At 40.0% G+C, this 25,539-nt stretch carries 24 protein-coding genes; 14 read left to right on the top strand and 10 right to left on the bottom strand.

Annotation, left to right across the window (positions count from 1 at the left end; genetic code table 11):
• Nucleotides 1–738: an ABC transporter ATP-binding protein gene (locus EHW67_RS05885; RefSeq protein WP_126161706.1), complete on the bottom strand. Its 738-nt coding sequence runs from the start codon at nucleotides 736–738 to the stop codon at nucleotides 1–3.
• A 46-nt stretch (nucleotides 739–784) separates the two neighbouring features.
• Nucleotides 785–1,567 (bottom strand): MlaE family ABC transporter permease, encoded by a 783-nt coding sequence (locus EHW67_RS05880; RefSeq protein WP_126161426.1) that lies wholly within the window; start codon nucleotides 1,565–1,567, stop codon nucleotides 785–787.
• A 535-nt stretch (nucleotides 1,568–2,102) separates the two neighbouring features.
• Here EHW67_RS05880 and EHW67_RS05875 point away from each other — a divergent pair.
• Genes EHW67_RS05875 through EHW67_RS05865 form a run of 3 tightly spaced genes read left to right on the top strand, consistent with a single transcriptional unit; the run spans nucleotide 2,103 to nucleotide 4,903 of the window.
• Nucleotides 2,103–3,203: a Re/Si-specific NAD(P)(+) transhydrogenase subunit alpha gene (locus tag EHW67_RS05875; protein WP_126161425.1), complete on the top strand. Its 1,101-nt coding sequence runs from the start codon at nucleotides 2,103–2,105 to the stop codon at nucleotides 3,201–3,203.
• A gap of 12 nt (nucleotides 3,204–3,215) precedes the next feature.
• Entirely contained in the window at nucleotides 3,216–3,524 is a 309-nt protein-coding gene (locus tag EHW67_RS05870) for an NAD(P) transhydrogenase subunit alpha (RefSeq protein WP_126161424.1), read from the top strand.
• The gene (locus EHW67_RS05865) at nucleotides 3,524–4,903 is read left to right on the top strand and encodes an NAD(P)(+) transhydrogenase (Re/Si-specific) subunit beta (RefSeq protein ID WP_126161423.1); all 1,380 of its coding nucleotides are present in this window, start codon (nucleotides 3,524–3,526) and stop codon (nucleotides 4,901–4,903) included. Before EHW67_RS05870 ends, EHW67_RS05865 begins: the two co-directional genes overlap by 1 nt.
• Before the next feature lie 95 nt (nucleotides 4,904–4,998).
• On the opposite strand, the gene EHW67_RS05860 is transcribed toward EHW67_RS05865, so the two are convergent.
• The 3 genes from EHW67_RS05860 to EHW67_RS05850 form a co-directional block, all read right to left on the bottom strand.
• Nucleotides 4,999–5,457 carry an Lrp/AsnC family transcriptional regulator gene (locus EHW67_RS05860; protein WP_126161422.1) on the bottom strand — a complete coding sequence of 153 codons (459 nt, stop codon included), beginning with the start codon at nucleotides 5,455–5,457 and terminating at the stop codon, nucleotides 4,999–5,001.
• A 567-nt stretch (nucleotides 5,458–6,024) separates the two neighbouring features.
• Nucleotides 6,025–6,495: a RidA family protein gene (locus EHW67_RS05855; protein ID WP_126161421.1), complete on the bottom strand. Its 471-nt coding sequence runs from the start codon at nucleotides 6,493–6,495 to the stop codon at nucleotides 6,025–6,027.
• Between the two features lie 193 nt (nucleotides 6,496–6,688).
• Nucleotides 6,689–8,539, bottom strand: coding sequence for a sulfatase family protein (locus tag EHW67_RS05850; RefSeq protein ID WP_126161420.1), 1,851 nt, complete (start codon nucleotides 8,537–8,539; stop codon nucleotides 6,689–6,691).
• 417 nt (nucleotides 8,540–8,956) lie between these two features.
• Here EHW67_RS05850 and EHW67_RS05845 point away from each other — a divergent pair, with 417 nt between their 5' ends.
• The 4 genes from EHW67_RS05845 to EHW67_RS05835 all read left to right on the top strand — a co-directional run bounded on the left by EHW67_RS05845 (nucleotide 8,957) and on the right by EHW67_RS05835 (nucleotide 11,180).
• Complete coding sequence (locus EHW67_RS05845) at nucleotides 8,957–9,493, top strand: GNAT family N-acetyltransferase (protein ID WP_126161419.1); 537 nt, start codon at nucleotides 8,957–8,959, stop codon at nucleotides 9,491–9,493.
• Between the two features lie 540 nt (nucleotides 9,494–10,033).
• The gene (locus EHW67_RS05840) at nucleotides 10,034–10,459 is read left to right on the top strand and encodes a VOC family protein (RefSeq protein WP_126161418.1); all 426 of its coding nucleotides are present in this window, start codon (nucleotides 10,034–10,036) and stop codon (nucleotides 10,457–10,459) included.
• Nucleotides 10,460–10,499: 40 nt separating this feature from the next.
• A complete protein-coding gene (locus tag EHW67_RS20335) occupies nucleotides 10,500–10,661 on the top strand; it encodes a hypothetical protein (protein WP_158285079.1) in 162 nt (53 codons plus the stop codon).
• Between the two features lie 276 nt (nucleotides 10,662–10,937).
• Nucleotides 10,938–11,180 (top strand): DUF2007 domain-containing protein, encoded by a 243-nt coding sequence (locus EHW67_RS05835; protein ID WP_126161417.1) that lies wholly within the window; start codon nucleotides 10,938–10,940, stop codon nucleotides 11,178–11,180.
• 161 nt (nucleotides 11,181–11,341) lie between these two features.
• On the opposite strand, the gene EHW67_RS05830 is transcribed toward EHW67_RS05835, so the two are convergent.
• Complete coding sequence (locus tag EHW67_RS05830; RefSeq protein ID WP_126161416.1) at nucleotides 11,342–12,205, bottom strand: LysR family transcriptional regulator; 864 nt, start codon at nucleotides 12,203–12,205, stop codon at nucleotides 11,342–11,344.
• Between the two features lie 97 nt (nucleotides 12,206–12,302).
• On the opposite strand from EHW67_RS05830, the gene EHW67_RS05825 reads away from it, so the two are divergent.
• The 3 genes from EHW67_RS05825 (at nucleotide 12,303) to EHW67_RS05815 (ending at nucleotide 14,400) form a co-directional block, all read left to right on the top strand.
• Entirely contained in the window at nucleotides 12,303–13,010 is a 708-nt protein-coding gene (locus tag EHW67_RS05825; RefSeq protein ID WP_126161415.1) for a class I SAM-dependent methyltransferase, read from the top strand.
• A 230-nt stretch (nucleotides 13,011–13,240) separates the two neighbouring features.
• The gene (locus tag EHW67_RS05820; protein ID WP_126161414.1) at nucleotides 13,241–13,699 is read left to right on the top strand and encodes a hypothetical protein; all 459 of its coding nucleotides are present in this window, start codon (nucleotides 13,241–13,243) and stop codon (nucleotides 13,697–13,699) included.
• A 107-nt stretch (nucleotides 13,700–13,806) separates the two neighbouring features.
• Entirely contained in the window at nucleotides 13,807–14,400 is a 594-nt protein-coding gene (locus EHW67_RS05815) for a 3-keto-disaccharide hydrolase (protein WP_126161413.1), read from the top strand.
• Between the two features lie 4 nt (nucleotides 14,401–14,404).
• On the opposite strand, the gene EHW67_RS05810 is transcribed toward EHW67_RS05815, so the two are convergent.
• Complete coding sequence (locus tag EHW67_RS05810) at nucleotides 14,405–15,448, bottom strand: endonuclease/exonuclease/phosphatase family protein (protein WP_126161412.1); 1,044 nt, start codon at nucleotides 15,446–15,448, stop codon at nucleotides 14,405–14,407.
• A 121-nt stretch (nucleotides 15,449–15,569) separates the two neighbouring features.
• On the opposite strand from EHW67_RS05810, the gene EHW67_RS05805 reads away from it, so the two are divergent.
• Nucleotides 15,570–18,311: a peptidase associated domain and porin domain-containing protein gene (locus EHW67_RS05805; RefSeq protein ID WP_126161411.1), complete on the top strand. Its 2,742-nt coding sequence runs from the start codon at nucleotides 15,570–15,572 to the stop codon at nucleotides 18,309–18,311.
• A gap of 44 nt (nucleotides 18,312–18,355) precedes the next feature.
• Nucleotides 18,356–19,729 carry a DUF5689 domain-containing protein gene (locus EHW67_RS05800; RefSeq protein ID WP_126161410.1) on the top strand — a complete coding sequence of 458 codons (1,374 nt, stop codon included), beginning with the start codon at nucleotides 18,356–18,358 and terminating at the stop codon, nucleotides 19,727–19,729.
• Here the strand turns inward: EHW67_RS05800 and EHW67_RS05795 are convergent.
• Together EHW67_RS05795 and EHW67_RS05790 are read right to left on the bottom strand one after the other, a co-directional pair.
• Entirely contained in the window at nucleotides 19,726–20,139 is a 414-nt protein-coding gene (locus tag EHW67_RS05795; RefSeq protein WP_126161409.1) for a response regulator, read from the bottom strand. The genes EHW67_RS05800 and EHW67_RS05795 overlap by 4 nt on opposite strands.
• 29 nt (nucleotides 20,140–20,168) lie before the next feature.
• Entirely contained in the window at nucleotides 20,169–22,364 is a 2,196-nt protein-coding gene (locus EHW67_RS05790) for a PAS domain-containing sensor histidine kinase (RefSeq protein ID WP_126161408.1), read from the bottom strand.
• 221 nt (nucleotides 22,365–22,585) lie between these two features.
• On the opposite strand from EHW67_RS05790, the gene EHW67_RS05785 reads away from it, so the two are divergent.
• Together EHW67_RS05785 and EHW67_RS05780 are read left to right on the top strand one after the other, a co-directional pair.
• Nucleotides 22,586–23,056: an ankyrin repeat domain-containing protein gene (locus EHW67_RS05785; RefSeq protein WP_126161407.1), complete on the top strand. Its 471-nt coding sequence runs from the start codon at nucleotides 22,586–22,588 to the stop codon at nucleotides 23,054–23,056.
• Nucleotides 23,057–23,129: 73 nt separating this feature from the next.
• Complete coding sequence (locus tag EHW67_RS05780; RefSeq protein WP_126161406.1) at nucleotides 23,130–23,906, top strand: nitrilase family protein; 777 nt, start codon at nucleotides 23,130–23,132, stop codon at nucleotides 23,904–23,906.
• On the opposite strand, the gene EHW67_RS05775 is transcribed toward EHW67_RS05780, so the two are convergent.
• Complete coding sequence (locus tag EHW67_RS05775) at nucleotides 23,890–25,527, bottom strand: Ig-like domain-containing protein (RefSeq protein ID WP_317126849.1); 1,638 nt, start codon at nucleotides 25,525–25,527, stop codon at nucleotides 23,890–23,892. The two genes, EHW67_RS05780 and EHW67_RS05775, sit on opposite strands and share 17 nt — an antisense overlap.
• Nucleotides 25,528–25,539 lie beyond the last annotated feature (12 nt).

The raw sequence follows: 25,539 nt of genomic DNA, 5'->3' as shown, positions 1-25,539 counted from the left end.
TTATTTTTTAAAAAAAGCCTCTATTTTCGGATCGGTGGCCCGCGACAGTTCCTCAAAGCTACCTTCGGCATAATTAATGCCATCTACCAATAAGATCATCCGTTCCGATATTACACGGGCGCAATCCACATCGTGGGTAATGATCAAGGAAGAAGTGCCGTATTTTTTTTGAATAGAGCGCATTAGTTCTATAATTTCCTTGGAAGTTATAGGGTCCAGTCCACTAGTGGGCTCGTCGTAAAGGATAACTTTGGGTTTTAGTATCAGTGTTCTGGCCAGGGCTACCCTTCTTTTCATGCCGCCAGAGAGTTCAACCGGCATTAGATCTATGGCCTTTGCCAGCCCTACGCTTTCCAAAGCTTCCCTTACCAATGGTTCGGTATCGCTTACCGCTCCTAGGCGTTCCTTGTGTCTGCGCATGGGGAATTCCAAATTTTCCCGGACCGTCATGGAGTCGTAAAGGGCACTTCCCTGGAAAAGAAAACCGATATCCGATCGCAATTCGTCCAAAGGCTTTTGGTCTAATTCATTAATTTCCTTACCCAGTACCTTCACCGTACCGCTATCCGGTTTTACAAGGCCTACGAGACATTTGATCATTACCGATTTTCCAGATCCGGACTTCCCCATGACCACTAAATTCTCTCCCTCCATCAAGGTCAGATTAAAACCATTGAGCACATGATTATCGCCGAAGCTTTTGTATAGGTCCTTTATTTCAATTACTGGGGTTCCCATAATTGCGTTTACCTTTCTTTGTACTGTGTGGTCGTGGTTTATCATGTTAAAGGTCATAAAAAATGTCTGTAACAAATACGGCTATAAAATCAACAAAAAATAATAGCAAGGAGGCGGTAACCACTGCGGTATTTGCGGCAATACCTACCCCTGCTGTTCCTTTTTTGCAATAATACCCCTTATAACATCCTACCAATCCAATGGCAAAACCAAAAAAGAAGGATTTTACCGTTGCCGGAATCAGGTCGCCAAAGGCCAAGGCATCAAACACGGTATTAAAATATAAGAGAAAGGAAACATTGCCTTTAAAGTTCTCTACCAATGCAGATCCATATAGTGCGACCAAGTCCCCAAAAATCACCAAAATGGGAAGCATAAGCGTAGTGGCCATAATCCGTGTCACCACCAAATACTTAAATGGATTTGTTCCTGAAACCTCCATGGCATCTATTTGCTCCGTTACCCGCATAGAGCCCAATTCCGCTCCAATACCGGAGGCAATCCTACCGGCACAGATCAAGGCGGTGATAACAGGTCCTATTTCCCGTACTATAGAAATACCAACCATATTGGGCATCCAGGAAACGGCACCGAACTGTATCAAGGTAGGTCTGGACTGCAAGGTAAGGACCAGGCCAATAATAAACCCTGTTACCCCAACCAAAACCAGGGAACGATTGCCCATTTGATAACACTGGCGCAAGAGTTCCTTAAATTCGAAGGGAGGCTTTAGGGCTTCTTTAAAGAATCGGCCGGCAAAATAGGAGAGGTCACCAACTTCAATAAAAAATTGCTTTAATCCTTTAAATTTTGTTGATGCATTATTCATATCCATAAACAATTATAAGGCCCATTAACTCAAAGATAGCATGAAAGCATATGGCTTAAAATGATGAATATCATATGGGTGAGTTGTACATATGCGCTAGAAAAGCCTATTTGTAAAGGTGTTTATTCCTAATGGCCCAGTTACTATAATTATACAACGGATGGCAGAACAGGCTTAAGGCAACGGCGGTGGCATATTAGTTTAAAACAACCTTGACGACTACCACTCCGGTGGAGCTGCATGGGTCCTTAAGGCCTTAATGGAAAAGGGCAGACACTGCAGGATGCCCATATCCAAAAACAATCTTAATATTGAAATATGTAATGCATACAAAATTAATGACATAAAAGAAAGGGCCAGGAAAATATCAAGAACCATGACACGAGGAATGAATTGTAAATTATTCAACAATTGACAGAAAAATTGTCAACTTTCTCACAAAAAGATCTAAATAATTTACTTATTCGCTAGTTTTGAGGCTTTTGTGTACATCTAGGCGAATACAAAACCACATTTAACCAAACCACAGACCATAATGAAAATAGGCATATTAAAAGAAACCTTTGATGGTGAAAGACGGGTTGCCATAACCCCCAACATTGCAAAGCAGCTAATAGCCGCAGGATTTGAAATTCTGGTAGAGGAGGGAGCGGGAGAGCACTCTTCATTTAAGGATTCGGATTATAGAGAGGTGGATGCAGTTGTAGAGAAGCGAGGAGTTGTTTTTCACGAGGGGCAAGTTCTCCTAAAGATCAACCCTTTTGACGAGGAAGATTTAAAATTGGTAGACAAAAGACAGATCCTGATCAGTAAGTTGTACCATAAGTCCAACCCCCAATTAATCCAGACCATTGCAAATAAGGGCGCTACGGCTTTTTCCATGGATGCCATACCTAGGATATCCAGGGCACAAGATATGGATGTATTGAGTTCGCAGAACAACCTGGCCGGTTATAAGGCCGTGATTTTGGGAGCTTTTGAAATGACCAAAATCTTTCCTTTGATGATGACTTCGGCAGGGACCATTGCGCCTTCAAGAGTGCTTATCTATGGTATTGGCGTTGCCGGCTTACAGGCTATTGCAACTGCCAAGCGATTGGGAGCGGTGGTGGAGGCCACAGATATAAGGTCCGAGACCAAGGAGCAGGCAGAATCCCTGGGAGCAAAATTTATTTCGGTAGATAATGAAGGAGAACAATCGGAAGGAGGGTATGCCAAGGAGGCTTCGGCAGAGTATGCAAAAAAGCAAAAAGAAGCGGTGAACAAATCTTTGTTTCAAGCAGATCTGGTTATAACCACGGCCAATATACCTGGTAGAAAGGCACCCGTACTCATTACTAGGGAACAGTTGATGCAGATGAAGAACGGTGCCGTAATCATAGATTTGGCGGCGGCACAAGGTGGAAACTGTGAAATAAGCGAAAACAATAAAACCATTGTTGAAAATGGTGTTAAGGTAATAGGGACCAGTATAGATCCCAGAAGTGTATCTACTAACGCCAGTGACCTCTACGCAAAAAATATCTACAATTATATTATGCACCTAACCAAGGAAACTACTTTTGAGTGGGATCTGGAGGAAGAAATTACAGATGAAACTTTGATTGTCCACGACGGAGAAATCAGAAAAAACTAAAACTTAAAAGCAATGAACGAATTTTTGGAATTTATAGATAACAACTTACAAATTACCTATATCCTTATCCTTGCCATTTTTGTAGGTGTAGAGGTTATAAAAAGTATTCCAGCTGTATTGCATACCCCATTGATGTCTGGTGCCAATGCCTTGAGTGGTGTGGTGATCGTAGGGGCCATATTGGTGATGTTGCATGCAGACCCTACAGATTATGTGGCTTTGTCCTTGGGCTTTATTGCTGTTGTGTTGGGGGTTTTGAATGTTGTGGGGGGCTTTGCCGTTACCGATAGAATGTTACAAATGTTTAAAAGAAAAAAATAATGGGGATTTTATTGAATATTATATATCTGATCGCTACGGTTACATTTGTTGTTGGCCTTAAAATGCTGGGGCACCCAGAAACGGCCAAGAAGGGAAATCTTATCGCGGCTGCAGGAATGGGTTTGGCCATTATAGGCACTGTTTTGGTCCATGATTTGGAGGTTTCTCCACTGATTTATATGCTAATTGCAGCTGCCATTCTAGTGGGGTCTATTATTGGCTGGCTCATTGCCATAAAGGTAGAAATGACCAAAATGCCCGAACTGGTTTCATTGTTCAACGGTTTCGGAGGGGCCAGTGCCGCATTGATAGGATTGGTGGAATACGGTAAAAATGTGAATGATGCCACCCAGGCTACAACCATAGTTTCGGGGATTATCATCGGCGCCATAACCTTTTCCGGTAGTTTAATTGCTTGGGGAAAATTAAACGGTACCTTAAAAAGTGTGGTAAGGATACCCTATTACAATAGTATAAACAATATTGTGGTTATTGGTATTGTCATTTTTGCGGCCTTTATGGTGGCTACAGGGGTGGATAGCCAGTTGTTGTTGTACGGACTTTTGGCTACCGGCCTGGTTTATGGAATTCTCTTTGTGCTCCCTATTGGGGGCGCCGATATGCCAGTGGTTATTTCGCTATTAAATTCACTGACAGGTATTGCCGCGGCCATTACAGGGATTTTGTACAACAATATGGTGATGCTGGTAGGAGGTATCCTGGTGGGTTCTGCAGGGATTATTTTAACCGTGGCCATGTGCAAGGCCATGAATAGGACCTTGGGATCTGTGATATTTGGGGCTTTTGGTGCAACTGCCGCTGCAGCGGGTGAAAACAAAACTATGGGGTCTATTAAGAATACCAATCCCAGTGATGCGGCCATTATGATGAATTATGCAAACAATGTGGTCATAGTTCCTGGATATGGTTTGGCCGTTGCCCAGGCACAACATGTAATTCATGAGTTGGAAGAAATACTGTCTAAAAAAGGGGTTGGTGTAAAGTATGCTATCCATCCTGTAGCTGGACGTATGCCCGGGCATATGAATGTATTATTGGCAGAGTCCAATGTAGAGTACAATATGCTGGTGGAAATGGACGATATAAACCCACAGTTTGCCAATACCGATATTGTTTTGGTGGTTGGTGCCAATGATGTGGTAAATCCAGCTGCACACAATAATCCGGCGAGCCCTATTTTTGGTATGCCTATTTTAGATGTGGAAAATGCCAAACATATTATTGTTAACAAGCGGAGTATGAATGCAGGGTATGCAGGAATAGAGAATGAACTGTTCTACAACTCCAAGACTTCTATGCTCTTTGGAGATGCAAAGGCCGCATTGACAGAGTTGGTGGCCGAATTAAAAAATATGTAGTGCCTTGTAGGGGGAATTAGTGAAGGGATGGGTTGTAATTGAACAAAGACTTGGGAGGATTAATCTTGTGCGGTTGGCCTCCCTGTATTGCTGAATTAATCAAATAGAATATGGCGGCTCATATTTTCTTCGACCGACATAAATGTTTCTATACCTTTTATTCCTACAATAGACAGTATGGTATCTTGGTACACGTCCCTGTAGTGCATGCTGTCCCTAGCATGCATTTTCACGAAAATATCGTATTTGCCTGTACTGTGATGTATTTTCACCACTTCAGGAATTTTTTTCAGAGCCTCAATAACCTGCTTGTACATAATGCTTTCCCTTAAGAAAACTCCTAAAAAAATAGTCATTTTCCAGCCAATCTTACTATAGTCCAAACTAAGGGTGGCTCCCTTTATCAGCCCCAGATCTTTCATTTTTTTTGTTCTGGCGTGAACGGTGCCAGGTGAAACCCCGGCCTTTTTGGCAACCTCCGTATAGGGCATTTGTGCATTGTCTGCCAATAAGCTTAAAATTTTGAAATCCATTTCATCTACTCTATCCTTCATATTGTTCAATTTTAGATTGTAGAGACCTTCAATAGTCCGATTTTAACAAGCTTTTCATTGCATTAATCTCTGTTTTGTCCTTCTAAATATTGCTTTCAGTAAATTTAATTCATCATTTAGCAAAAAACACTAATAATATGATAATAAAACGAGGTGAAAATGGTTTTATGTCATTTTTCGGAAGTATGATTTTTCATATTGCTAAAAATAATTTTGAACTCTTTTTTGTGGATTTTGTGATACTGCGATTTATAGGGTCAATAGAGGGGAGGTCGGTAAAAATAATTGGGAATTTTTTTTGGTTTAATATAAAATGCCATTTAAAAATATAGACAACTTAGTTTGGGGTGTTGTTAAGATTGGAAGACAAATTTTTATGGCTTCCTAATAGGGATGGAAGGAAATTAGCAATAGATTTCCATTGTTTTGGGGTAATTGAAGGCTATTGGGTAAATTTACCTGTACCCTAAAAAGCTTAAAATCTAGATAAATTTAAAACCAAAAGGGGTATGTTGGGTAGGGTCTTTAGGAGCTGTATTTTAAACTGAAGCTACTATCAATAGAAGTCTATATTATTTCCGCCAGTACATATACTATAACTGGGGCATCCATGGGAGACTGATTAATGCCCAATGCCGATCTGGTGTGGAGGCCTTTTTCCCCAAAGACCTGGTTGAAAACATCTGAAGCGCCATCCAGGACATCTGAATGTTCTTTAAACCCTTCCGCGGCCTGTATATGACAATCCAACCTAATAATTTTGCCAATCCTGTCCAGGTCTTTTACGGCATCCTTTAATTGGGCTATAGCGTTAATGGCACATATTCTGGCGCACTCATAGCCTTGGGCAATATCCAATTGGCTGCCTACCCTACCGGCATAGGCCAAATCCCCAAATTTGCCATTTTTCCAGGGTAATTGGCCAGAAGTATAAATAGTATTGTTGGAAATGGTCCAAGATACATAGTTGCCAGCACCCCTAGGTGGTAGTTCGGGTAAAACAACACCCAACTGATTTAGCTTTTCTTCTATTTTCATTACCTATATTGTTAAACGCAATTTCCTTAGAATTCAAAAATAATAGTTCTTCTGTTTCAAATCATTTACAGCATGATCTTCAATTATTTTAAACAAGAATTTCTTTTGAATACCATTACAAACATATTTGCTGTACAGCTAGTTGCCTGATGCTTCTTTCCATTAATTATTTCGCAAAAAGTTAATTTTGGTTCTATGACTGTGTAATACCCCATTTGTTCAACAAGTTCATGGCCGCCCTGTAGTTGTAGCTTTTGCGGTCTGGATTTTTCATTCTTCGCAGAACTGCAAGGACTTCCTTTTGTAGGGTTTGGCTGTTGTCATCTATCAAATAAATTGCGTTCATGGCCTGTGTCTGGGCAAACTCCCTATCCGTTTTTAAAGCCCTTAAAAAGCCTTTGTAGGCCTCTTCCTTTTCCCCTAATTGGTAAAGGGCCTCGGCCGCTACCACGGCAACACTCACCGATGGGTCGCCTACAGCTTTTTGCAAGGCTGCTATTTCGGAGGCTCCCTCTTCCCCAAGGAGCAATAGCCCCATTGCACCCCAATACCGAATAGCGGATTCTGAAGAATTTAGGAAGGTTACCATCTTTTGCTTGTTTTCTACTTTGCCAAAAGAGGCAATCTCTGCTGCTTCTATAATACTGCCAATGTTCACTTCCCCACTTTGAAAGTAATCGTAAATGGCCTTGTCCCCGGCCCTGATACTTCGCTCGTCCTCGGGCATAAAACCAGTATCCTTAATGTTGACCAGCCAGTTGTGGTTGGCGTTGCGCATTTCTGTCAAGATATCGGCATATTTTGGATCTTCTGCAAGGTTGTTTATTTCCCAAGGGTCATTTTCCGTATCATATAATTCTTCCACAGGCTTGGGGTTCCAATAGGCACGCTGAATTGGATTGCATTCCCCATTTTCATAAGCTGCTTTCCAAGACTGCAAGGATTTGGCCCTGAACAAATATTCTATAGGCAGGGCATATATACGATGAGGCATATAATTATGGATGTAACGGTATTTGTTGCTCCTAACGGCCCTGCTCATATCATACCATTCGTCCATACGGTCACGGAACATATAGGCGTACTGTGGGTCTGGTCCAGTATTGTTGCCCAAAAAAGGTGTCCCTTGTAGGCGGTGTGGTATAGGGCTGCCTATAATGTTTAACAGGGTGGGGTACAGGTCTACAAAACTCACCAAGCGGTCTACTTTGGCGTTAGGTTGCTTAGTTGGCCAAAGGTCTTTATACTTTTCAGGTATGCGGACAATAAGGGGGACCCTTGTTCCCGTTTCGTATACATATCGTTTGCTACGTGCCAATACACCGCCATGGTCTGCATAGTACATTACAATAGTGTTATGGGCCATGCCGGAGGCTTCCAATTCTTTTAGGCGTTCCCCTACAAAAGAGTCCATCTGCTGAATGCGATGGTAGTACTGTGCCCAGTCCCTTTCCATATCCGGGGTACGAGGATGATAGGGTGCAATAGGTACTTTTTTAGGATCGGGGCCAAGTTCACTCAGCGGTAATTGTTGGTGTATTTTGCTCTCATGGCTTATGGTAGTGTTAAATATGGCAAACCAGGGTTTTCCTTGGGGTGCATTTTTATAATGGGCCTTGGAACTGGATTCGTCCCAAACTTCAGTGCCTACATTGGTATTATAATCTGTTTTGTTGTTATTGGTACAATAATAGCCTAGGCCTCTCATTGCCTCCACGAGGAATTCAACTTCCCGGCCCCTAGGGTAATAGCTGCGCATATTGGAGTGACCTCCGGAATTGGCGTAAATGCCAGTAATAATGGTATTACGTGCAGGGGCACATACCGGGGCATTGGCATAGGCATGGGTATATAAAAAACCTTCCTTTGCTAAGTTGTCCAAATGTGGGGTGGAGGCAAATTGGTCTCCATAACATCCTAAAAGGGCACTGTTGTCCTCACTGGTAATCCATAGAATATTGGGGAGGTCCTGGGATGTTAAAGAAGTGGTGCAAGTAAGGGTTAGGATACAGACCGCAAAAATATTGCTGAGATTTTTTTTCATTTCTACTGGAATAGTTGGTGGTTATATTTGAGGTCTTAATTTAAGAAATAAAGTTTAGAATAGCCTATGGCCCCAAGAGATACCGCATTGGTTGGGCGTCAAATAATGGCATTTGAGAAAGGTTTTACAACGGCTCTTCTGTGGCAAGCACGCAGCGCCTTGTATTTTGGCTGTTTTTTTCACTTAGTCGGTATGCTGTATAAACCTCCATAAAATCACTATCTTAGATGGGCATAAGCCAACGCTTGGTTGTAGTATTCCCTCCGCTGCACTCCAAAGAGAATATTAATTTAATTATTAAAGATTAGTAGTGCTTAAGGGTAACAATGTAGAATAACAATATGGAAATATAGTTAGAAGTTACTTTATATCTACATTGTCTGCAAGGCGAACAGACAAAACCGAAAAACAGTAGCTATGACAAAAAAATCGAATGTCGAAGTAAGATGTGCTAGATTTCCTGACGATATTGAGAGTATTAGAAAATTATGGTTTGACTATTTGGTTTGGGGTAATGACAAAATGCAAGAACTTTATGGTGTTCATCCTCATAATCCAAAAGAAGCGGTTGAACAAGATATACAACAAATCAGTAAATTTCAACCACCTCACGGACAACTAATGATAGCTGTTTGTGAAACTAAAATATGCGGACTTGGAAGCCTTAAAAGCATAAGTTCCGAAATTGGAGAAATAAAACGGATGTTTGTTGACCCAACTTTCAGACGAATTGGTGCAGGAAGAGCAATACTTGAAGGGCTTTTAGTCGAATCGAAAAAAGCTGGTTACAAGAAAGTTCGACTCGACAGCCCGAAGTTTATGGAAGCTGCTCACTCTTTATATAGAAGTTTTGGATTTCGGGACATTGAACCTTATCCAGAAATGGAAATTCCAGCAGAATTTAAGAATTATTTGTTGTTTATGGAATTGGATTTAATTGACGGCAATAAATAGAAGACGGATAGTCCAGCAGCTAACAATGTATCCTATGAAAAGACTAGTCCCGTTCTTCATAGAAAGTCACTAGTGTAAATCCAGTAATCTACAATTATAAGGGACTGTTGCTATATACAAACCCTCCGCTGGCGCGCGCCTGCCTATCCCATTAAACAGGCATCTTGCATGTGCCATAACAATAGCAACTTCATGATCGACCGTCCAGATGTCTGTTTTTTATATGTGAAAACGATGGCTGCCAGTTAAGAAAGACGGGAAATAATGCCAATAAAACTTGTTCAGATATTGTCCTTTTTATCAATTTTCGTTATCTTAGAGAAGATGTAAACAAACACTTGGTTGGTGTTTTCCCTCCGCTGTATACTATAAAAACTTTTATGGAAATTAAACGATTAATAGTGCGTCATGGTAACTGTTAAAGGAGCCACTTTGTACCTATGTTCTGTGCAAATTAAAAACTGAACTTTCCAGAATAGGTTAGGAAGAAAGCAACCACTTTTCTGTAACTTAAAGTTGTAGAAAACGAATCAAAAAAGCATGAAGGAAAACAAAGCAGACATTATCCCGACAATGCGATACAAAAATGCCCTAACTACAATTGACTGGCTTTGCAGCGCATTCGGATTTGAAAAACATCTTATAGTGGAAGGAAGGAATAATACCATTGTGCACGCGCAACTGACATATGGTAATTCTATGATTATGCTAAGTTCTGAAAATGAAAACGAATATGGAAAATTAGTAAATACACCCGAAAGCCTCAACGGAAATAACACTCAAGCATCTTATGTTGTAGTTGAGAAAATTGATGAACATTATAAGAGAGCCGTTGCTGCGGGAGCAAAAATTCTAATAGAAATTAAAGATGAAGAATACGGTGGACGTGGCTATACATGCAAGGATACTGAAGGCTGTATATGGAATTTTGGTTCATACAACCCTTGGACTGCAAACGAATTTTAAAAATAGAGAAACATAATATAAATCAATAAAATTTTGAATTATGGGAAAAGGAAAAACTGGACAATCTGGACAGGGAAATGCAGGCGGATGGCCATCAACATCGGGTAAACCTTCCGGTGGAGGAAGAAGTAACTCACCAGGAAAATCTGGAGGAAGCTCAAAAGTTTCTTCTTCAGGCTCAAAAGCGGGTTCTAAAAAGTAACAGTTTAAAGAAGAATCCCCAGCTGGAGTTAGCCTACCTATCCTGACAGGCTGGCATCTTACCGGTGCCGTACGATTACTATTATCCAATTGGCAAGACCATGCCTATATCTTTTTATAGGGGCAAAAGATGTTACCAAATAGTGAAGAGTGGAATCTTCAGTTATAAAACGAGTTAAGGTATCATCCTTATTATCAATTTTATTTATCTTATGGGGTGTAAATTAATACTTGAAAGAAAAGGGTATAGAGTATATTGAAAATAAAAACATTTAAAATGGAAAATGGTAATCAATACGTTGATTTTTATTCGGGAACCGAAGTTGCTATTATTGGTCTTAAAAATCAACTAGAATCGATCGGAGTTTATGGAATAGTTCAAAACGACTTCAATTCAGGAAATTTAGCTGGTTTTTATGGAGGAACCACGGACACCATACGCTTAAAAATAAAAAATTCTGATATAGAAAAGGCAAAACCAATTTTGGAGGAATATGTGAGTTTGATGGATAAGTCTTAACGCAATACTAAAAAATAACTTTAAATGGGTTTGTATTAGGCTCATTAAAGTTACCTGTAGCCAGCCTGCCTATCCAGTCAGACAGGCAACATTCTCGTGCCATATTAATAGCAACTTGATAATTGGTAGTCTATATGCTTAGGTTATGTGTAAATTTTAAATCACTCCAATAAAAATGATATAGCTGAATCAGATATTTCTGATTCCACTTTCTTAGGTGTAGTAATTAAGACATCGGTCGTGAGAGTACTGCCTAAATCTAAAAATGACAATTCAGAGTATCTATGACAATTTTTTATACTACTTGGAACTATAGAAACACCTAATCCATTTCTTACTAATTGAATTATGGAATTAATATTATTGGATTCGTGAACAATATTTGGGATAAACCCGTATTGTGAACAAATTTGAACAAGAGAATTGTAATAAACAGGAGCATAATCTTTGTTGAAAAACACGAAAACTTGGTCTTTCACTTCCGCTAAACCTTCTACATTTTTAATTAAATTATTATTAAAAACAAGTGAATAAGAGTCTTTAAACCATAATTTAGAGTTAATTTTAGTAGAGATTAAAGGAGCCCTTATTATTCCTAAATCCAGTTTATTTTGTTCTAAGGCCAAAATCTGCTTGGCTGAAGATACCTCGTATAATTTTATCTTTAAAAACGGATATTTTTCAGTTAAGAACTGAACAAGTTCAGAAATCTTAACTGAAAAGGTGGAACTAATATATCCTATACTGTATTCACCATTTACATTTTCAGAAATTTTTCTAGTTTTTAAAACTATCGATTCTAAACCTTGTAATTGAGAAACTATTTCATTTTTAAAATACTTGCCTGCTTCTGTTAGAGTTACTTTTTTATTATTTCTTTCAAACAACCTAACTCCAAGTTCATTTTCAAGTTCCTTTATTTGCCTACTTAGTGGTGGTTGGGAAATACAAAGCTTCCCAGCAGCTTTTGTGAAGTTTAATTCGTCTGCTACTGCTATAAAATATTTTATATGCCTCAACTCCATTACTATACCTTAAAAGTATCATTAGATGACAAAATAAGTCTTTTTAAGGTAATTAAAAGAATAATACATTTGAAATAGCAAATAACAACTTATAACAATGAAGAAATCATCCATCAGGGAAATAAAAGAACGATTTGATAAAGATGTAGAAAGATTTTCAAATTTAGATACTGGTCAAGTAGCCACAATTGATGCAAAAATATCTCTAGAACTTTCAACAGAAGCCGCAAAAAGAATAAAACCCAACGCTCAAAATTTATTGGACATTGGTTGTGGTGCAGGAAATTATAGTTTAAAGATGTTATCTAAAATTACTGATCTTAACTGCACTTTGGTAGACTTGAGTAAACCTATGCTGGATAAAGCACGGGAAAGAGTGTCGGGAAAAACGAATAAACCAGTTAAAACAGTTCAGGGAGACTTTCGGAAAATAGATTTGAAAGAAAATAGTTTCGATATTATATTGGCTGGGGCCGTTTTACATCATTTAAGAGATGACAAAGACTGGGAAACTGCATTTAATAAATTATATAGTTTATTAAAACCAGGTGGATGTTTAATGATTTCAGATTTGATAACTCAAGAAATAAATGCTGTAAATGAGTACACCTGGGAACGGTATGGAGATTATTTAGAAAGTGTAGATGGGAAAGGTTATAGAAGAAAAGTGTTTGATTATATAGAAAAAGAAGACTCTCCAAGGTCAATGACTTATCAGTTGGAACTAATGAAAAAAGTAGGCTTTAAAAAAACTGAAATTTTGCATAAAAACATGTGCTTTGGAGCATTTGGAGGAGTCAAGTAAAAACCTACATATAACAATAATTAAAAACCATTTATGATGAATTAGGAACTGGCATTATAGATCTATAAACTTTTTTTTTATTCAATAGCCCTTAATTAATTGATGTTAATCCATTTAACGCCCAACATTTTTTGCGCTTTTTCTTCTAGTTTTAAACTGTGGAGTTTATAGGGAGTAATTCGGTTTTTTTATTCCCAAAAATCCTTACATTTATACATTAAAACAAAACTATGGAAGATTACGGATTAGCGCATCAATGGATACTCTCATTACATTCTTACTTTGCTTACGTGGTATTGGCGGTACTGTTTTTAGCAGTAGCCAATGGCATCTTGGGTTGGACAGGAAAAAAAGACTTTACCTTGGCCAAAGATTTTAGGATAAGCCTCTTTGCCCTTATTTTATCCCATCTACAACTCCTTGTGGGACTGGTACTTTATTTTGTGTCTTCCAATGGCTTAAATGCTATAAAGACATTGGGAATGGGCGGACTAAACTCGGCTTCCCGTTTGCTGGCCGTGGAGCATCCCTTTATCAATATAATTGCTTTGGTATTCATTACCATAGGTTGGTCCAAGCATAAAAAGGTAATGGAGGGTCCAAAGAAGTTTAAGACCATAACCATTTTTTACGGTTTGGGATTGTTGCTTATCCTTAGTCGCATCCCTTGGGCACAGTGGCTCAACTAACACCTGGAATACAAAGTTTATAGGGGGTAAAGAATTTGTTCCATCCTGGAATGGCATGGAGAGGAATGGCTTTGACCTTGAATTAATAAATCAAAATTATGACCAATATGAAAAATATAGTAGTAGTTCTTTGGGCACTGTTCGCCTTACCGGCAATAGCGCAAGAAATGTCCCTATTTAATGGGGAAGACCTAACGGGTTGGACCATTTACGGTACAGAAAAATGGTACGTGGAAGATGGATTATTGATTTCGGAAAGCGGTCCGGACAAGCAATATGGATATTTGGCCACCGATAAATATTATGACGATTTTGAACTTACCCTAGAATTTAAGCAAGAGGCCAATGGCAATAGTGGCGTATTTGTACGCTCTACTGTAGACGGTACCAAAGTGAGCGGTTGGCAGGTAGAAGTTGCCCCTCCCGGACACAATACCGGTGGTGTCTATGAATCCTATGGCAGAGGTTGGTTAATTAAGCCAGATCCTAAAAAGGATAAGGTGCTAAAAGAAGGTGAATGGAATACCATGAAAATAAAACTTTCCGGGGACAATTTAACCTCTTGGCTCAATGGAACGGAAATGGTAAGTATTACTGACAAGAAAATAGGGGACGGCAAAGGTTCCATTGCCCTGCAGATCCATGATGGAGGGGGTATTAAGGTGAAATGGAGAAATATAAAGGTAGTACTGCCGCAGTAAAACCTTATTTCGCCTCCTTTATTACATAAATATATACGGGAAAGTGGTCGCTATAGCCACCTTTGTAGCTTCCGCCCGCATAGGTGCGCAGGGGGTAGCCTTTGTATTTTCCATCCTGGTCCAAAAGGTAGTACGGACTAAAGATGCCTGCTTTCCAAAACCGAAATCCCGCATAGGAATCCAGTACAAAATTGGCGGTAAAATATATCTGGTCAAAGAGATTCCATTGGTCCCTATAGGCCAAAGATCCCCAACCTTTTTTAAAAAGTTTTTCCATAGGATTGTATAGATCGTCCTGTGTCAGGGTAGCCTGTTTCCCCTTGGTTTTTAAAACTTTTTTTAAGCTATCGTCCACAGGGTCATCATTCAGGTCGCCCATGGCAATGATCTTGGCTTTGGGGCTAATGCTCAAAATAGAGTCTATGATCCGCCTGTTGAGTTTGGCTGCGGCTATTCTGTAGGGTTTGCTTCTTGCCTCGCCCCCGCTTCTGGAAGGCCAATGGTTAACAATAAAATGTATCTCCTCCCCGTCCATATAGCCTCCAACTACCAATTGGTCCCTAGTGTAGTCCCTAAAATTTTCAGAATTGTACAGCAGAAGTCGGTGACTGCTGAACGAGGAAGGGATATAAGATTCCTTTTTGTACAAAAGCGCTACATCTATACCGCGCTCGTCAGGAGAATCAAAATGAATAATTCCATAGTTCTTACTCCTTAAAAAGGGATGGTTTACCAAATCTTCCACTACCTGTCTATTCTCAACTTCACAGATGCCAATGATATCAGGTGAGGTTTTAGTGGCCTCACCCCCTATTTGGGACAAGACTCTTGACATATGGTCCACTTTACGATTATAGCGCTCCTGGGTCCATACATCCTTGCCCTCTGGGGTACGGTCTTCATCAAAGATTTCGGGATCATCCAAGGTGTCAAATAAGTTTTCAAGGTTATAAAAGGCAATAGTTCTAATTTTATAGGTTTTGCCCTCCTGGGCCAAGTTGTAACCAACAATTAGAAAGAATGCCAATAGGGTGTTGAGCTTCCTCATGGATTACATTTTAGTTCTAAAAAAAGCAAGGGAACTCATATTTTTCTCTCGGTAATTTAAGAATATACGGTCAAATTTTAATATATTACATAAAAATTGTTAAAATATTTCATATTGATCAATGAAAAACGCTTTAGCAATACCCTTCTTACTACTCAACAGTTTCTGTGTATTTCCACAGCAACAACAAAAGCTTATAGGAATTGTAAAGGATTTGGCCAGCAAGGAAATGGTTCGCCTTGCCAAGGTGAAAGTTACAGGTTTTGCTCCTGTCCGGACTAATTCTTCTACCGGGCAATTTCAAATTACCTTAAACCGTTCCGGCAATTATATCTTAACCATTTCAGCCCAAGACTATATTACCAAAAGTATGCCGATTACGGTCCAAAACACAGATTTGAATTTAGGCATAATTTATCTTGAAAGGGACGTGCTTCAAGAAAAGACCGATAACCTAATTACATTAACGGAAACCGAGTTATTGGAAGACGAAAGTGTTTCCATGACCTCCGGAATGCTACAAGCAAGTAGGGACATCTTTCTCAACAGGGCTGCATTCGATTTTGGCCAGGCATTTTTTAGGGTAAGAGGCTACGGATCCGAAAACGGCAGCATATTGCTAAATGGTATACCCATGAATAAATTGGTAGATGGCAGGCCACAATGGAACAACTGGGGAGGATTAAACGACGTCACCCGTAATCAGGTATTTACCCATGGCTTGCAACCTTCCAATTATGCCTTTGGAGGAATATTGGGAACTACCAATATTATTACCAGACCATCCTTGTTCCGTAAGGGGCTACGACTTTCTACTTCAGCTTCCAATCGCACCTATGCTGGCCGAATAATGGCTACCTACTCTTCAGGAGTCTCCAAAAAGGGAATAGCCTATAGTGTATCTTCTTCCAAAAGATGGGCAAAGGAAGGTTATATAGATGGCAGTTTATACGATGCCTATTCTTTCTTCGGGGCCTTGGAATTTCAATTGAACCCCAAGCACAGTATCAATCTAACCACACTTTGGACATCTAACAGAAGGGGGAGGTCCTCGGCTATTACCCAAGAGGTCTATGAGTTACAGGGGAAGCGTTATAATCCCTATTGGGGGTACCAAAATGATAAGATTCGCAATGCTAGGGAGCGAAAAATCCAGGAGCCCCTTGTTATGCTGAATCATTATTATAATGCCGGCAAATTACAGCTCAACACAGGAGTGTCCTATCAATTTGGAAACACTGCCAAAAGTAGATTGGGTTACTATAACGCCCCCAATCCGGATCCTACCTACTACCGCTATTTGCCCAGCTTTTATATAAATAGCCCCATAGGAGCCAATTTTATTGGAGCCAATATGGCAAAGACAGCTTTTTTGGATAACCCCCAACTAGATTGGGAAAGTTTGTACACGGCTAATAGCAATACCATGACCCAGGGAAGGGCAGCCTATGTGTATTATAGCGATAATTCGGATGATAAACAATTGAGTGCAGTAAGTACAGGAAATTTTAGTTTCAATGATAGGCTGCGAATAGATTTTGGTAGCCATTACCTGCAGTTGGATTCTGATAATTATGCTGAAATAGAGGATTTGCTAGGAGCGGAATACCATGCAGATATTGACCCTTTCTCCAATACCCAAAATGACATGGATGGAAATATAGAGAAGGTGGCCGGTGATAAATTTGGCTATTATTATCATACAGGGGCCAAGGTCTTTAACGCATTTGTACAATGGGGAGCCAATTATCCCAAATGGGAGGGTTTCCTAACATTTGATTACACTTCCACCAATTATCGCAGAAACGGTCTTTTTAGGAACCAACGCTACCTCAACACCTCTTATGGACAAGGGGGAAAGATACAATTTTCAAATTTCGGGTTAAAGTCAGGGTATACACATAAACTTAATGGAAGGCATTGGATATCCCTAAATGGGGCATATCTGACCAAACCCCCGGTTTATCAAAATGTATATATAAACCCTAGGGAAAATAACCTAGTAGTCCCAAATATTCAAAGTGAAAAAATTTCTACCACCGATATAAATTACCATTTGCGCCTGGCAGATCTCAAGGGAAGGGTAACGGGCTATTACACCCGTTTTCAAAATACTACCGATGTTAATTTTTTCTTTGTTGATGCAGGGGTAGGGAGCGACTTTGTGCAAGAGGTGCTAACCCAACTGGACAAACTGCACCTCGGCATGGAATTAGGGCTGGAATACCAGCTTTCTTCCGCGGTAAAGTTATCTTTTGTTGCGGCCGTAGGGAAATATCTGTACGCCAGTGACCCCTTGGTAAGCATTAATTTTGACACAGCAGGGGCCGAGGAGGAAGTCATTGCCCCGGAAGGGACCATAGATTTGGGAGTGGCCAAGATAAAGGACAACAAATTGGCACAAGGGCCACAGAAAGCTTTTTCTATCGGGACAGAATATAGGGCCCCCAACTATTGGTGGCTTGGTGCCACGGCAAATTATATGGGCAATAACTATGCAGGGATCTCTACCATTACCCGCACCCAAAGTTTTTATTTAAACCCCGAAACCGGACTTCCCTTTCCTGATGCTACCGACGAAAATGTAGAGAAGCTATTGGCGCAAAAGCAATTGGACGATTTTTATTTGTTGAATCTGATAGGGGGGAAATCATGGTTAAAAAACGGCAGGTACATTAGTGTTTTTGCCAGTGTAAACAACTTATTTGATGCTGTTTTTAGGACCGGAGGGTATGAACAGAGCAGGAATGGCAATTTTGGACAATTGCAGCAGGATAATTTAAGTGGAACACCCTCTTTTGCTCCTAAATACTGGTATGGCTATGGGCGGACCTATTTTATAAATTTTGCTATTAGTTTTTAATGCATTTAGGCAGAGGGCTTATCAAACAGGTAATTACTACGACTATGGGATACTATAAGGATAAGTGTAGTGGAGTATGTATTCTTCTTTTAGGGCTAATTGTTTTATCGGCCTGTGTAAAGAACAAAAATTTTAACGCCCCTGCCCCGGATTGTTATTCGGTTCCTAGTCCCAATATGAGCCTTAACGAACTTAAAGCCCTTTATGTGGATAAAACCGTACAGATTCAGGAAGATTGGATTGTTGAAGGCTGTATTGTGTCCTCCGATAGGTCTGGAAACTTCTTTGGAGTTATATATATACAAGATAGCCCAACAAATCCAACAGGGGGATTGCAACTGGAAATAGACCTCAGGGATGCTCATTTGTTTTATGAGATGGGGTCAAGGATATTGATTAAAACCAAGGGGTTGTATTTAGGAAAAAGAATTGGCATGTATACCATGGGAAGTGCATTTAACGTTTTTGGAAATCTCTCCGTAGGCAGACTCCCCGCTCCCAACGTAAAAAAGCATTTTGTAACCCCATGCAATTCAGGGGTAGTCCTGGAGCCCCTGCCTACAACTCTTGCGAATTTGAACGATTCAATGTTAGGCACTTTGGTTCGTTTGGAGGCAGTAGAACTAGTAAGCGATGAGGTTGGGTTGCCCTATGCATTAAAGAAAGAGGAAACTATTAGAACGTTGGTCAATTGTAACGGTGAGGAACTACGATTATTAAACAGCGGCTATTCCGATTTTCAAGGCACGCCCTTACCCCAGGGCAACGGAACCATAACAGGGGTATTGGTAAAGGATGGCAAAGGGTATCAGCTGGTGGTACGGGACACTACAGATCTTCAATTTACGGAAATACGCTGCGAGGATGTAGTAGATGAATTTACTTCTACAAAAATATTTATCTCGGAATTGGCCGATCCGGATAACAATACGGCCGCAAGATTTGTAGAATTGTACAGTGCAGAAGATGAGCCATTAAGCTTAAAGGGCTGGACGTTAAGAAGGTATACCAATAGCAACACGGATGTAAGCTCAACCATAGACCTTTCGGGCAATGTAATTGAAGGGCAAAGTACTTTTGTGATCTCTCCAAATGCCAACAGTTTTGAGACTGTTTACGGCTTCGCTCCAGACTTGGGAGTCTCTATCAATGGTCCGGCAGATTCCAATGGGGACGATAACCTGGAGTTGGTAGACCCTTTTGGCGCTATAATAGATGTTTTTGGTGTTGTAGGTGAAGATGGCTCTGGTACCAATCATGAATTTGAGGACGGAAAGGCCTTGCGGCACAATGATATAAAGCAGGCCAACCCAGTATTTACATTTTCTGAATGGACGATATATAATGATTCAGGGGACGAGGGGACTATAAACAGCCCGCTAAATGCCCCTGAAGATTTTACCCCAGGAGAACATTAAGGTTGTTTTATGTCCAGCTCGGACATTAATCTTACCAAATCTTTTCTTAAAATGGGCTTTAGGATGTAATTATTTACCATGCTATAGCTTTGGGCTTTAATCATATCCCGTGGATCCATGGAGGAACTTACAATAAAAATTATTACTTTTTCGGTGTTGGTATTGGGGATCTTTATAAAATCGTCCAAAAATTCCCATCCATCCATGATGGGCATATTTAGGTCCAAAAAAATGATGGATGGTAATTTCTTACCTTCATTAAGCATTTTTGTTAAACCATCCAAGGCTTCCTGGCCGTTGGTATATACTACCACATCATCAGTAAAGTTCGTCTCCTTCATAGATCTTTTTATACCGAAAACAGAGATGGGATCATCATCAATAATACAACTGTTTTTAAATTTGCCCATAATGCAATAGTGTTAGGTTTATATTTTATTTATTCGGCATTTAAGGTGACCCTAAAAGTAGTCCCTTTGTCTACGGCACTTTCAACCTCAATTTTACCGTCCATCGCTTCTATTTGATTCTTGGTTATAAAGAGTCCTATTCCTTTGGCATCTTCGTGCTGGTGGAATGTTTTATACATGCCAAAGAGTTTTTCGCCGTGTCTTTCCATGTTTATTCCCAGGCCATTATCCTTAAAATCCAAAATGATATTTTTACCCTTCTTTTTGGAAGACACGGTAATTTTTGGCTTTCTTTGGGGGCTACTGTATTTTATACTATTTGTAAAAAGATTTAATAGTACGCTATCCAAATAGGCTGGTACCGCCTTTACCTTATGTTTTGGGTCAACGGCAATATCACACTCAACATTTTTTTCGCTTAGTAGCGCACTAATGTTCTTCTCCACGTTCATTATGGTGTTGTTTAAGTTAACCTCACGCATCTGTTCCTGGGCCCCAGTAGTGATTTGGACCACCTCATTCAAATGCTCCACCGTCTCGTGTAAACTGTCCGAGGCATCAAAGATCATTTTTTCGATGATTTTCCTTTCATTTTCCTCCTCTTCCTCCAATAAATAATTGGATAGCATAGAAAGATTGGAAGAATGTGAGCGGAGATTGTGTGAAACTATATGGGCAAAATTCAACAAACTATTGTTTTGATTCTTGGTAATTTCCAAGAACTGCTCAGATTTCTTCTTAGCTTCTATTCTAGGACTAATGTCCATTATCTGTGATATAAAATGGGATAAATTCCCTTCTATATCCTTAACTGCTGTAACGGTTAGTACCACATAAACAATACGTCCTGTTTTGTGAAAATATCGCTTTTCAATTTGGTAACTGTCTCCCTTGCCTTCCAATAAAGGTTGTAAATGGTTTAGGTCATTGTCTATGTCCTCTGGGTGGGTTATGTCTTGAAAGGTAAGGCTTAATAGTTCTTTGCGGGTATATCCCAGACTTACGCATAGACTGTTGTTTACATCCATCCAGGAACCATCCTTGGCTACCAGAGCCATCCCAACGGCCGATGATTCAAAAGACCCTTTAAAAGATTCCTTGTTTATATCCAACCTCAACTGGGCATTTATCTGATCGGTGATATCCCAGTTGGTCCCTACCATCTTAGTAATGTTTCCGTCGGCATCCTTAAAAAGTCCGGCATTGGCCTTGATGTATTTGATACTTCCATCCGGATGTATTATCCTAAACTGTGTTTTAAATTCCTGGGTTCCGGCCAAAGCCATATCAAATTCCTGTTGGCACCGAGCTTTGTCCTCAGGGTGAACACAGGCCTTCCAAGTGTCATAGACGCCGTTGAAGTCTTCCTTTTTAACGCCGTAGAGCTCGTACATTTGCTCATTCCACTCCAAAATATCTTCATGTACATTGTATTCCCAAATGCCAATTTGGGCAACAGAGGTAGCCAAATCCAACCGCTCTTGGATTTGGCCACTTTTAATTTCAGCTCTCTTTTGTTCATCTATGTCCTGAAAGAGGCCAAAAACACGGATGCATTTCCCGTTTATAAATTCGGCCTTTCCCTTGGTCCTTATCCATATTTCACGACCCTTTGCCGTAACCAACTGTAACTCGGTATCCCAGGGCTCCCCGTGCATTATGGCATTGTTTACCAATTTGGTTATGGTCTCCCTGCTTTCTCCCTCCTTATAAAAGTTTATTCCCGTTTCCAAATTAGGCACATAGTCCAAAGGGACTTCGTGTATTAATTTTGTAACATTGGACCAATAGACGGTATTCGTTATCAAATCCAGATCCCATCCCCCCATCTTGGCCACATTTTCAGCGTCCCTGAGCAATTCCTTGGCTCTTTTGGATTTTGTGGTGTTTAAGCAGGTTATTATTAAACCTATTGTAGTATTGTTGTCTGTTTTACTAGGTTTTATGCGCCATTTATACCATGCACTGCTACCTCCTGGGGACAGGTGCCTCAATTCATCTTCCTGCATTTTTCCCGTGGCCATACAATTTTCCAGCATGCTTTTAAGCTGTACAGGGGTGTTGGGAATAACTTCATGAATTGGCTTGCCCACTACGTTTTTGTGTACTAGGCCAAACTCTTCAAACCATTGGTCAGAACAATTTACAAAATAAAAATTCCTATCCACGGTAGCTAAGGCAATAGGGGCCTCTTGAATGGGTATGGTGTGCGCTGTTGTATCCAACTTATTTATTTTAGGGGAACATTAAACTAAAAAATCACTATTTAAGTAAAATACGCAAAAATGGTAAAATTCAATAATGAATGATTAAAATATTCAATAAAATTTAACAGGTCTCCTCGTTTTTGTAACTTATTAAGCTTGTAATGGATTGAATTTCAAAGTACTATTTTAGAATAAGGTTTTACTAGTTTTTTCATACATTTAACTAAAGGAAAGATAGTATGAACGAATTCTTTTTTAATGAAATAAGGAATGGCAACTTTGCAGAGGTAAGGGCCATGTTGGAGAAGAACCCCCTTTTGTTGGACAGTAAGGATCAAAGGGGCTCCACCCCGCTGATCCTATCTACCTATTATGATCAGCATGAGATAACAGACCTGTTGTTGGAAAAAGGGGCAAAAATTGATGCAAAGGACGCTTCTGGCAATACGGCACTGATGGGAGCTTGTTTTAAGGGGTACACGGATGTTGTCAATAAATTAATAGATGAAGGTGCCAGTATCAATGAGAGAAATACCATGGGGGCCACCTGCCTTATTTATGCGGCTACCTTCAACAGGCAAGAAATAGCAAAACTTCTTTTAAATAAGGGTGCGGATACCAATATTAAGGATCTTAGGGGCCATACCGCACTAGACCATGCTAAAATGCAGGGAGATCCTACCCTTATCGCCTTGTTGGAGAATTCTTAAATTACAAATTAAACAATTATATAAGTTGACGTTGGATAAACGGCCAAGGTAAATTTTGATGAATCACAGACAAATGGAAAAAGCACTTAACATTGCACTTGTCCAATCTTCCATCTTTTGGGAGGACCCCGCCAAAAATAGGGAACACTTTTCAAAACTAATGGATTCTATTTCCCCGGATGTGGATTTGGTGATACTCCCAGAAATGTTCACTACTGCCTTCACCATGAACCCAAAAAACATAGAAAAGGAAGAAGGTGATAAAACGGTCCAATGGATGCAGCAACAGGCTAAGGCTAGGAATGTTGGCCTGGTAGGAAGTATGGTATATTTTGAAGATGGGCGTTATTATAATAGGCTATGGTTTGTAGGGCCAGAGGAAATAAAGGGCTATTATGACAAGCGACATACCTTTACTCTTGCCGGAGAAGATAAGGTGTATCATAGAGGGGAAAAGAAAATAATAGTGGATTTTAAAGGATTTAGGATCTGTCCGCTTATTTGTTATGATCTGCGCTTCCCTGTTTGGTCCAGAAATACCGAGGATTATGACGTACTTATCTATGTGGCCAACTGGCCACAATCCAGGGTCAATGCCTGGGACGCGCTGCTAAAGGCAAGAGCAATAGAAAATATGGCCTATGTTTTGGGGGTCAATAGAATTGGAACAGACCACCTGGGGCATGCCTATTCCGGGCACTCTGCCGCCTACAACTCCTTGGGGGATACCTTGGTTTTTTCCGAAAAGGAAATGGTACTATATGCTACCCTTCAAAAGGAACATTTAATACAGACTAGGGAGGAACTCAAATTCTTGGATGATAGGGACCGCTTTAGTCTAAAAGAATAAAGGTCTGATCCAGTTCCCAGTTGGCCCTTACTTCCACTGTATTGGGGTAATAACTTACTTTTTCTGGCTGTATGCCTTGCAGATAGTTCCCCGTATCCCACTTTTGGTTGCCATTGTCATCATAGATTACACGGATCAGGTATTTGGAGGGTTCAATATTAGTGAATTCAAACACTCTGGGTTCGGTAGCATATAATTCTTTTTTGGTCACCCCTTTTTCATCGGTCATTTGAACAATTATGGGGTAGCGGGCAGGCCCTTCCAAAGTAAGGCTCAAATTGCCAAAATCTGCATAACTCTTGGTTGATAGTTTGTAAGACAGCGTATCGTTTTCCATACCAAAAAAATCTTCCACTGCCCCTGGGAGAAGATCCAAAACATAATTCTCGTTCGGCTCTACCTCAAAATCAAAATCAATTTTGTTGTCCAAGCTGTCCAAGGTCATATCAAAATCTACAAGGCTGGAATCCTTACGTATCAGGGATACTTTGGCACTATCTATCTTGGTAAGTGGCGTATTGGACCCAATGAAAAAAGGCAGCCCAAATGTTAAGCTTCCACGCTGATTGGCTTGTAGGACCAAGCTGTCCATAGCGGCTTTTTTGGTTTTAACCGAAAAAGTATCTATTACTGCCTCCTTGGTATTGGTAACGGTAAAAATCAATGAATCGGCCTCAAAAGGAGTAAACCAATAGTTTAAGGTATCCTTTTCACGCTCTTTTAGGATTACAGTTTTAACGGTATCGGGCAGGGTGGAAAGGGTTTCTATAACAATATCATTGGCATTGCCCTGATACCCAAAAATTATCTTGTTACTAGCTGCAAAATTAGGCACCGAAATACTGTAGTCCGGTTTTTCCTTGAACATGGTCAGCAGATAAATAGAATCGGTAGGCAGGGATACCGTGTCCTTTATAAAGGCTATTTTATCGGCCCTTTGGTCAAAAACATTGTTTTTAGCCTCGTCCTTTACCCCAAAAAGGGCGTACCTACCTTCCTTAAGGTTTTTTAAATGAAAAATTGTAGTGCTATCCAGGGTATTGGTGATATAATTTGGAGGCTGCCTATAGATGGTAGAATCCGTATAAGTGCTATCTATCTCGTAGAGCATAACGCTAATAAACGTATCTGCATCTTTGTTAAACGCATCCTTTACCACCCCGGATACCTTTAGGGAATCTATATAATCACCAGTAGAAAAAACATAGGTTAAATAAGAACTGGGATTTCCTTCATTATTGTCAATTATACTCTGTCCAAAATTAAAGGTGTAGGTGGTATTTTCCTTTAAAGTATCCTTTAAGATGATTTCAACAAACTTGTTGGCCGACCCCTGTGGGGTAATTAATGGGGTGTATTTTAAAGGAGGGGAGACAATGAGCTGTTTGTCTATATCCTTTAATTTTACGTATTCGTCAAAATATAATCTAATCTTGTTCGACTTGAAATTTATGGACATATTTTCCGGTTCTGCCTTTACCAGAACGGGTGGGGAGATATCCTTGGGACCCCCACTGGGAGTGCCCCTACGGGCACACTGTACCAGGGCGGAGACCGTTATGGCCAAAAATAATATCCCTAAAAAGCGTTGAATCATAGCAATTATGAAAATATTCAACAAAGAAACAACTAA

The organism is Arenibacter aquaticus (assembly GCF_003957295.1).
Taxonomy (GTDB): Bacteria; Bacteroidota; Bacteroidia; order Flavobacteriales; family Flavobacteriaceae; genus Arenibacter; species Arenibacter aquaticus.
The sequence above is the reverse complement of the archived record's forward strand: the minus strand, read 5'-3'. Positions and strand labels throughout refer to the sequence as shown.

Excerpts from the sequence above, each read along its gene's own strand:
- EHW67_RS05810 (WP_126161412.1), bottom strand. The coding sequence starts at position 15,448 with ATGAGGAAGCTCAACACCCTATTGGCATTCTTTCTAATTGTTGGTTAC.
- EHW67_RS05845 (WP_126161419.1), top strand. The coding sequence starts at position 8,957 with ATGACAAAAAAATCGAATGTCGAAGTAAGATGTGCTAGATTTCCTGAC.
- EHW67_RS05865 (WP_126161423.1), top strand. The coding sequence starts at position 3,524 with ATGGGGATTTTATTGAATATTATATATCTGATCGCTACGGTTACATTT.
- EHW67_RS05840 (WP_126161418.1), top strand. The coding sequence starts at position 10,034 with ATGAAGGAAAACAAAGCAGACATTATCCCGACAATGCGATACAAAAAT.
- EHW67_RS05850 (WP_126161420.1), bottom strand. The coding sequence starts at position 8,539 with ATGAAAAAAAATCTCAGCAATATTTTTGCGGTCTGTATCCTAACCCTT.
- EHW67_RS05870 (WP_126161424.1), top strand. The coding sequence starts at position 3,216 with ATGAACGAATTTTTGGAATTTATAGATAACAACTTACAAATTACCTAT.
- EHW67_RS05820 (WP_126161414.1), top strand. The coding sequence starts at position 13,241 with ATGGAAGATTACGGATTAGCGCATCAATGGATACTCTCATTACATTCT.
- EHW67_RS05880 (WP_126161426.1), bottom strand. The coding sequence starts at position 1,567 with ATGAATAATGCATCAACAAAATTTAAAGGATTAAAGCAATTTTTTATT.
- EHW67_RS05785 (WP_126161407.1), top strand. The coding sequence starts at position 22,586 with ATGAACGAATTCTTTTTTAATGAAATAAGGAATGGCAACTTTGCAGAG.
- EHW67_RS05860 (WP_126161422.1), bottom strand. The coding sequence starts at position 5,457 with ATGAAGGATAGAGTAGATGAAATGGATTTCAAAATTTTAAGCTTATTG.
- EHW67_RS05875 (WP_126161425.1), top strand. The coding sequence starts at position 2,103 with ATGAAAATAGGCATATTAAAAGAAACCTTTGATGGTGAAAGACGGGTT.
- EHW67_RS05830 (WP_126161416.1), bottom strand. The coding sequence starts at position 12,205 with ATGGAGTTGAGGCATATAAAATATTTTATAGCAGTAGCAGACGAATTA.
- EHW67_RS05805 (WP_126161411.1), top strand. The coding sequence starts at position 15,570 with ATGAAAAACGCTTTAGCAATACCCTTCTTACTACTCAACAGTTTCTGT.
- EHW67_RS05885 (WP_126161706.1), bottom strand. The coding sequence starts at position 738 with ATGGGAACCCCAGTAATTGAAATAAAGGACCTATACAAAAGCTTCGGC.
- EHW67_RS05855 (WP_126161421.1), bottom strand. The coding sequence starts at position 6,495 with ATGAAAATAGAAGAAAAGCTAAATCAGTTGGGTGTTGTTTTACCCGAA.
- EHW67_RS05780 (WP_126161406.1), top strand. The coding sequence starts at position 23,130 with ATGGAAAAAGCACTTAACATTGCACTTGTCCAATCTTCCATCTTTTGG.
- EHW67_RS20335 (WP_158285079.1), top strand. The coding sequence starts at position 10,500 with ATGGGAAAAGGAAAAACTGGACAATCTGGACAGGGAAATGCAGGCGGA.
- EHW67_RS05815 (WP_126161413.1), top strand. The coding sequence starts at position 13,807 with ATGAAAAATATAGTAGTAGTTCTTTGGGCACTGTTCGCCTTACCGGCA.
- EHW67_RS05825 (WP_126161415.1), top strand. The coding sequence starts at position 12,303 with ATGAAGAAATCATCCATCAGGGAAATAAAAGAACGATTTGATAAAGAT.
- EHW67_RS05835 (WP_126161417.1), top strand. The coding sequence starts at position 10,938 with ATGGAAAATGGTAATCAATACGTTGATTTTTATTCGGGAACCGAAGTT.
- EHW67_RS05800 (WP_126161410.1), top strand. The coding sequence starts at position 18,356 with ATGGGATACTATAAGGATAAGTGTAGTGGAGTATGTATTCTTCTTTTA.
- EHW67_RS05795 (WP_126161409.1), bottom strand. The coding sequence starts at position 20,139 with ATGGGCAAATTTAAAAACAGTTGTATTATTGATGATGATCCCATCTCT.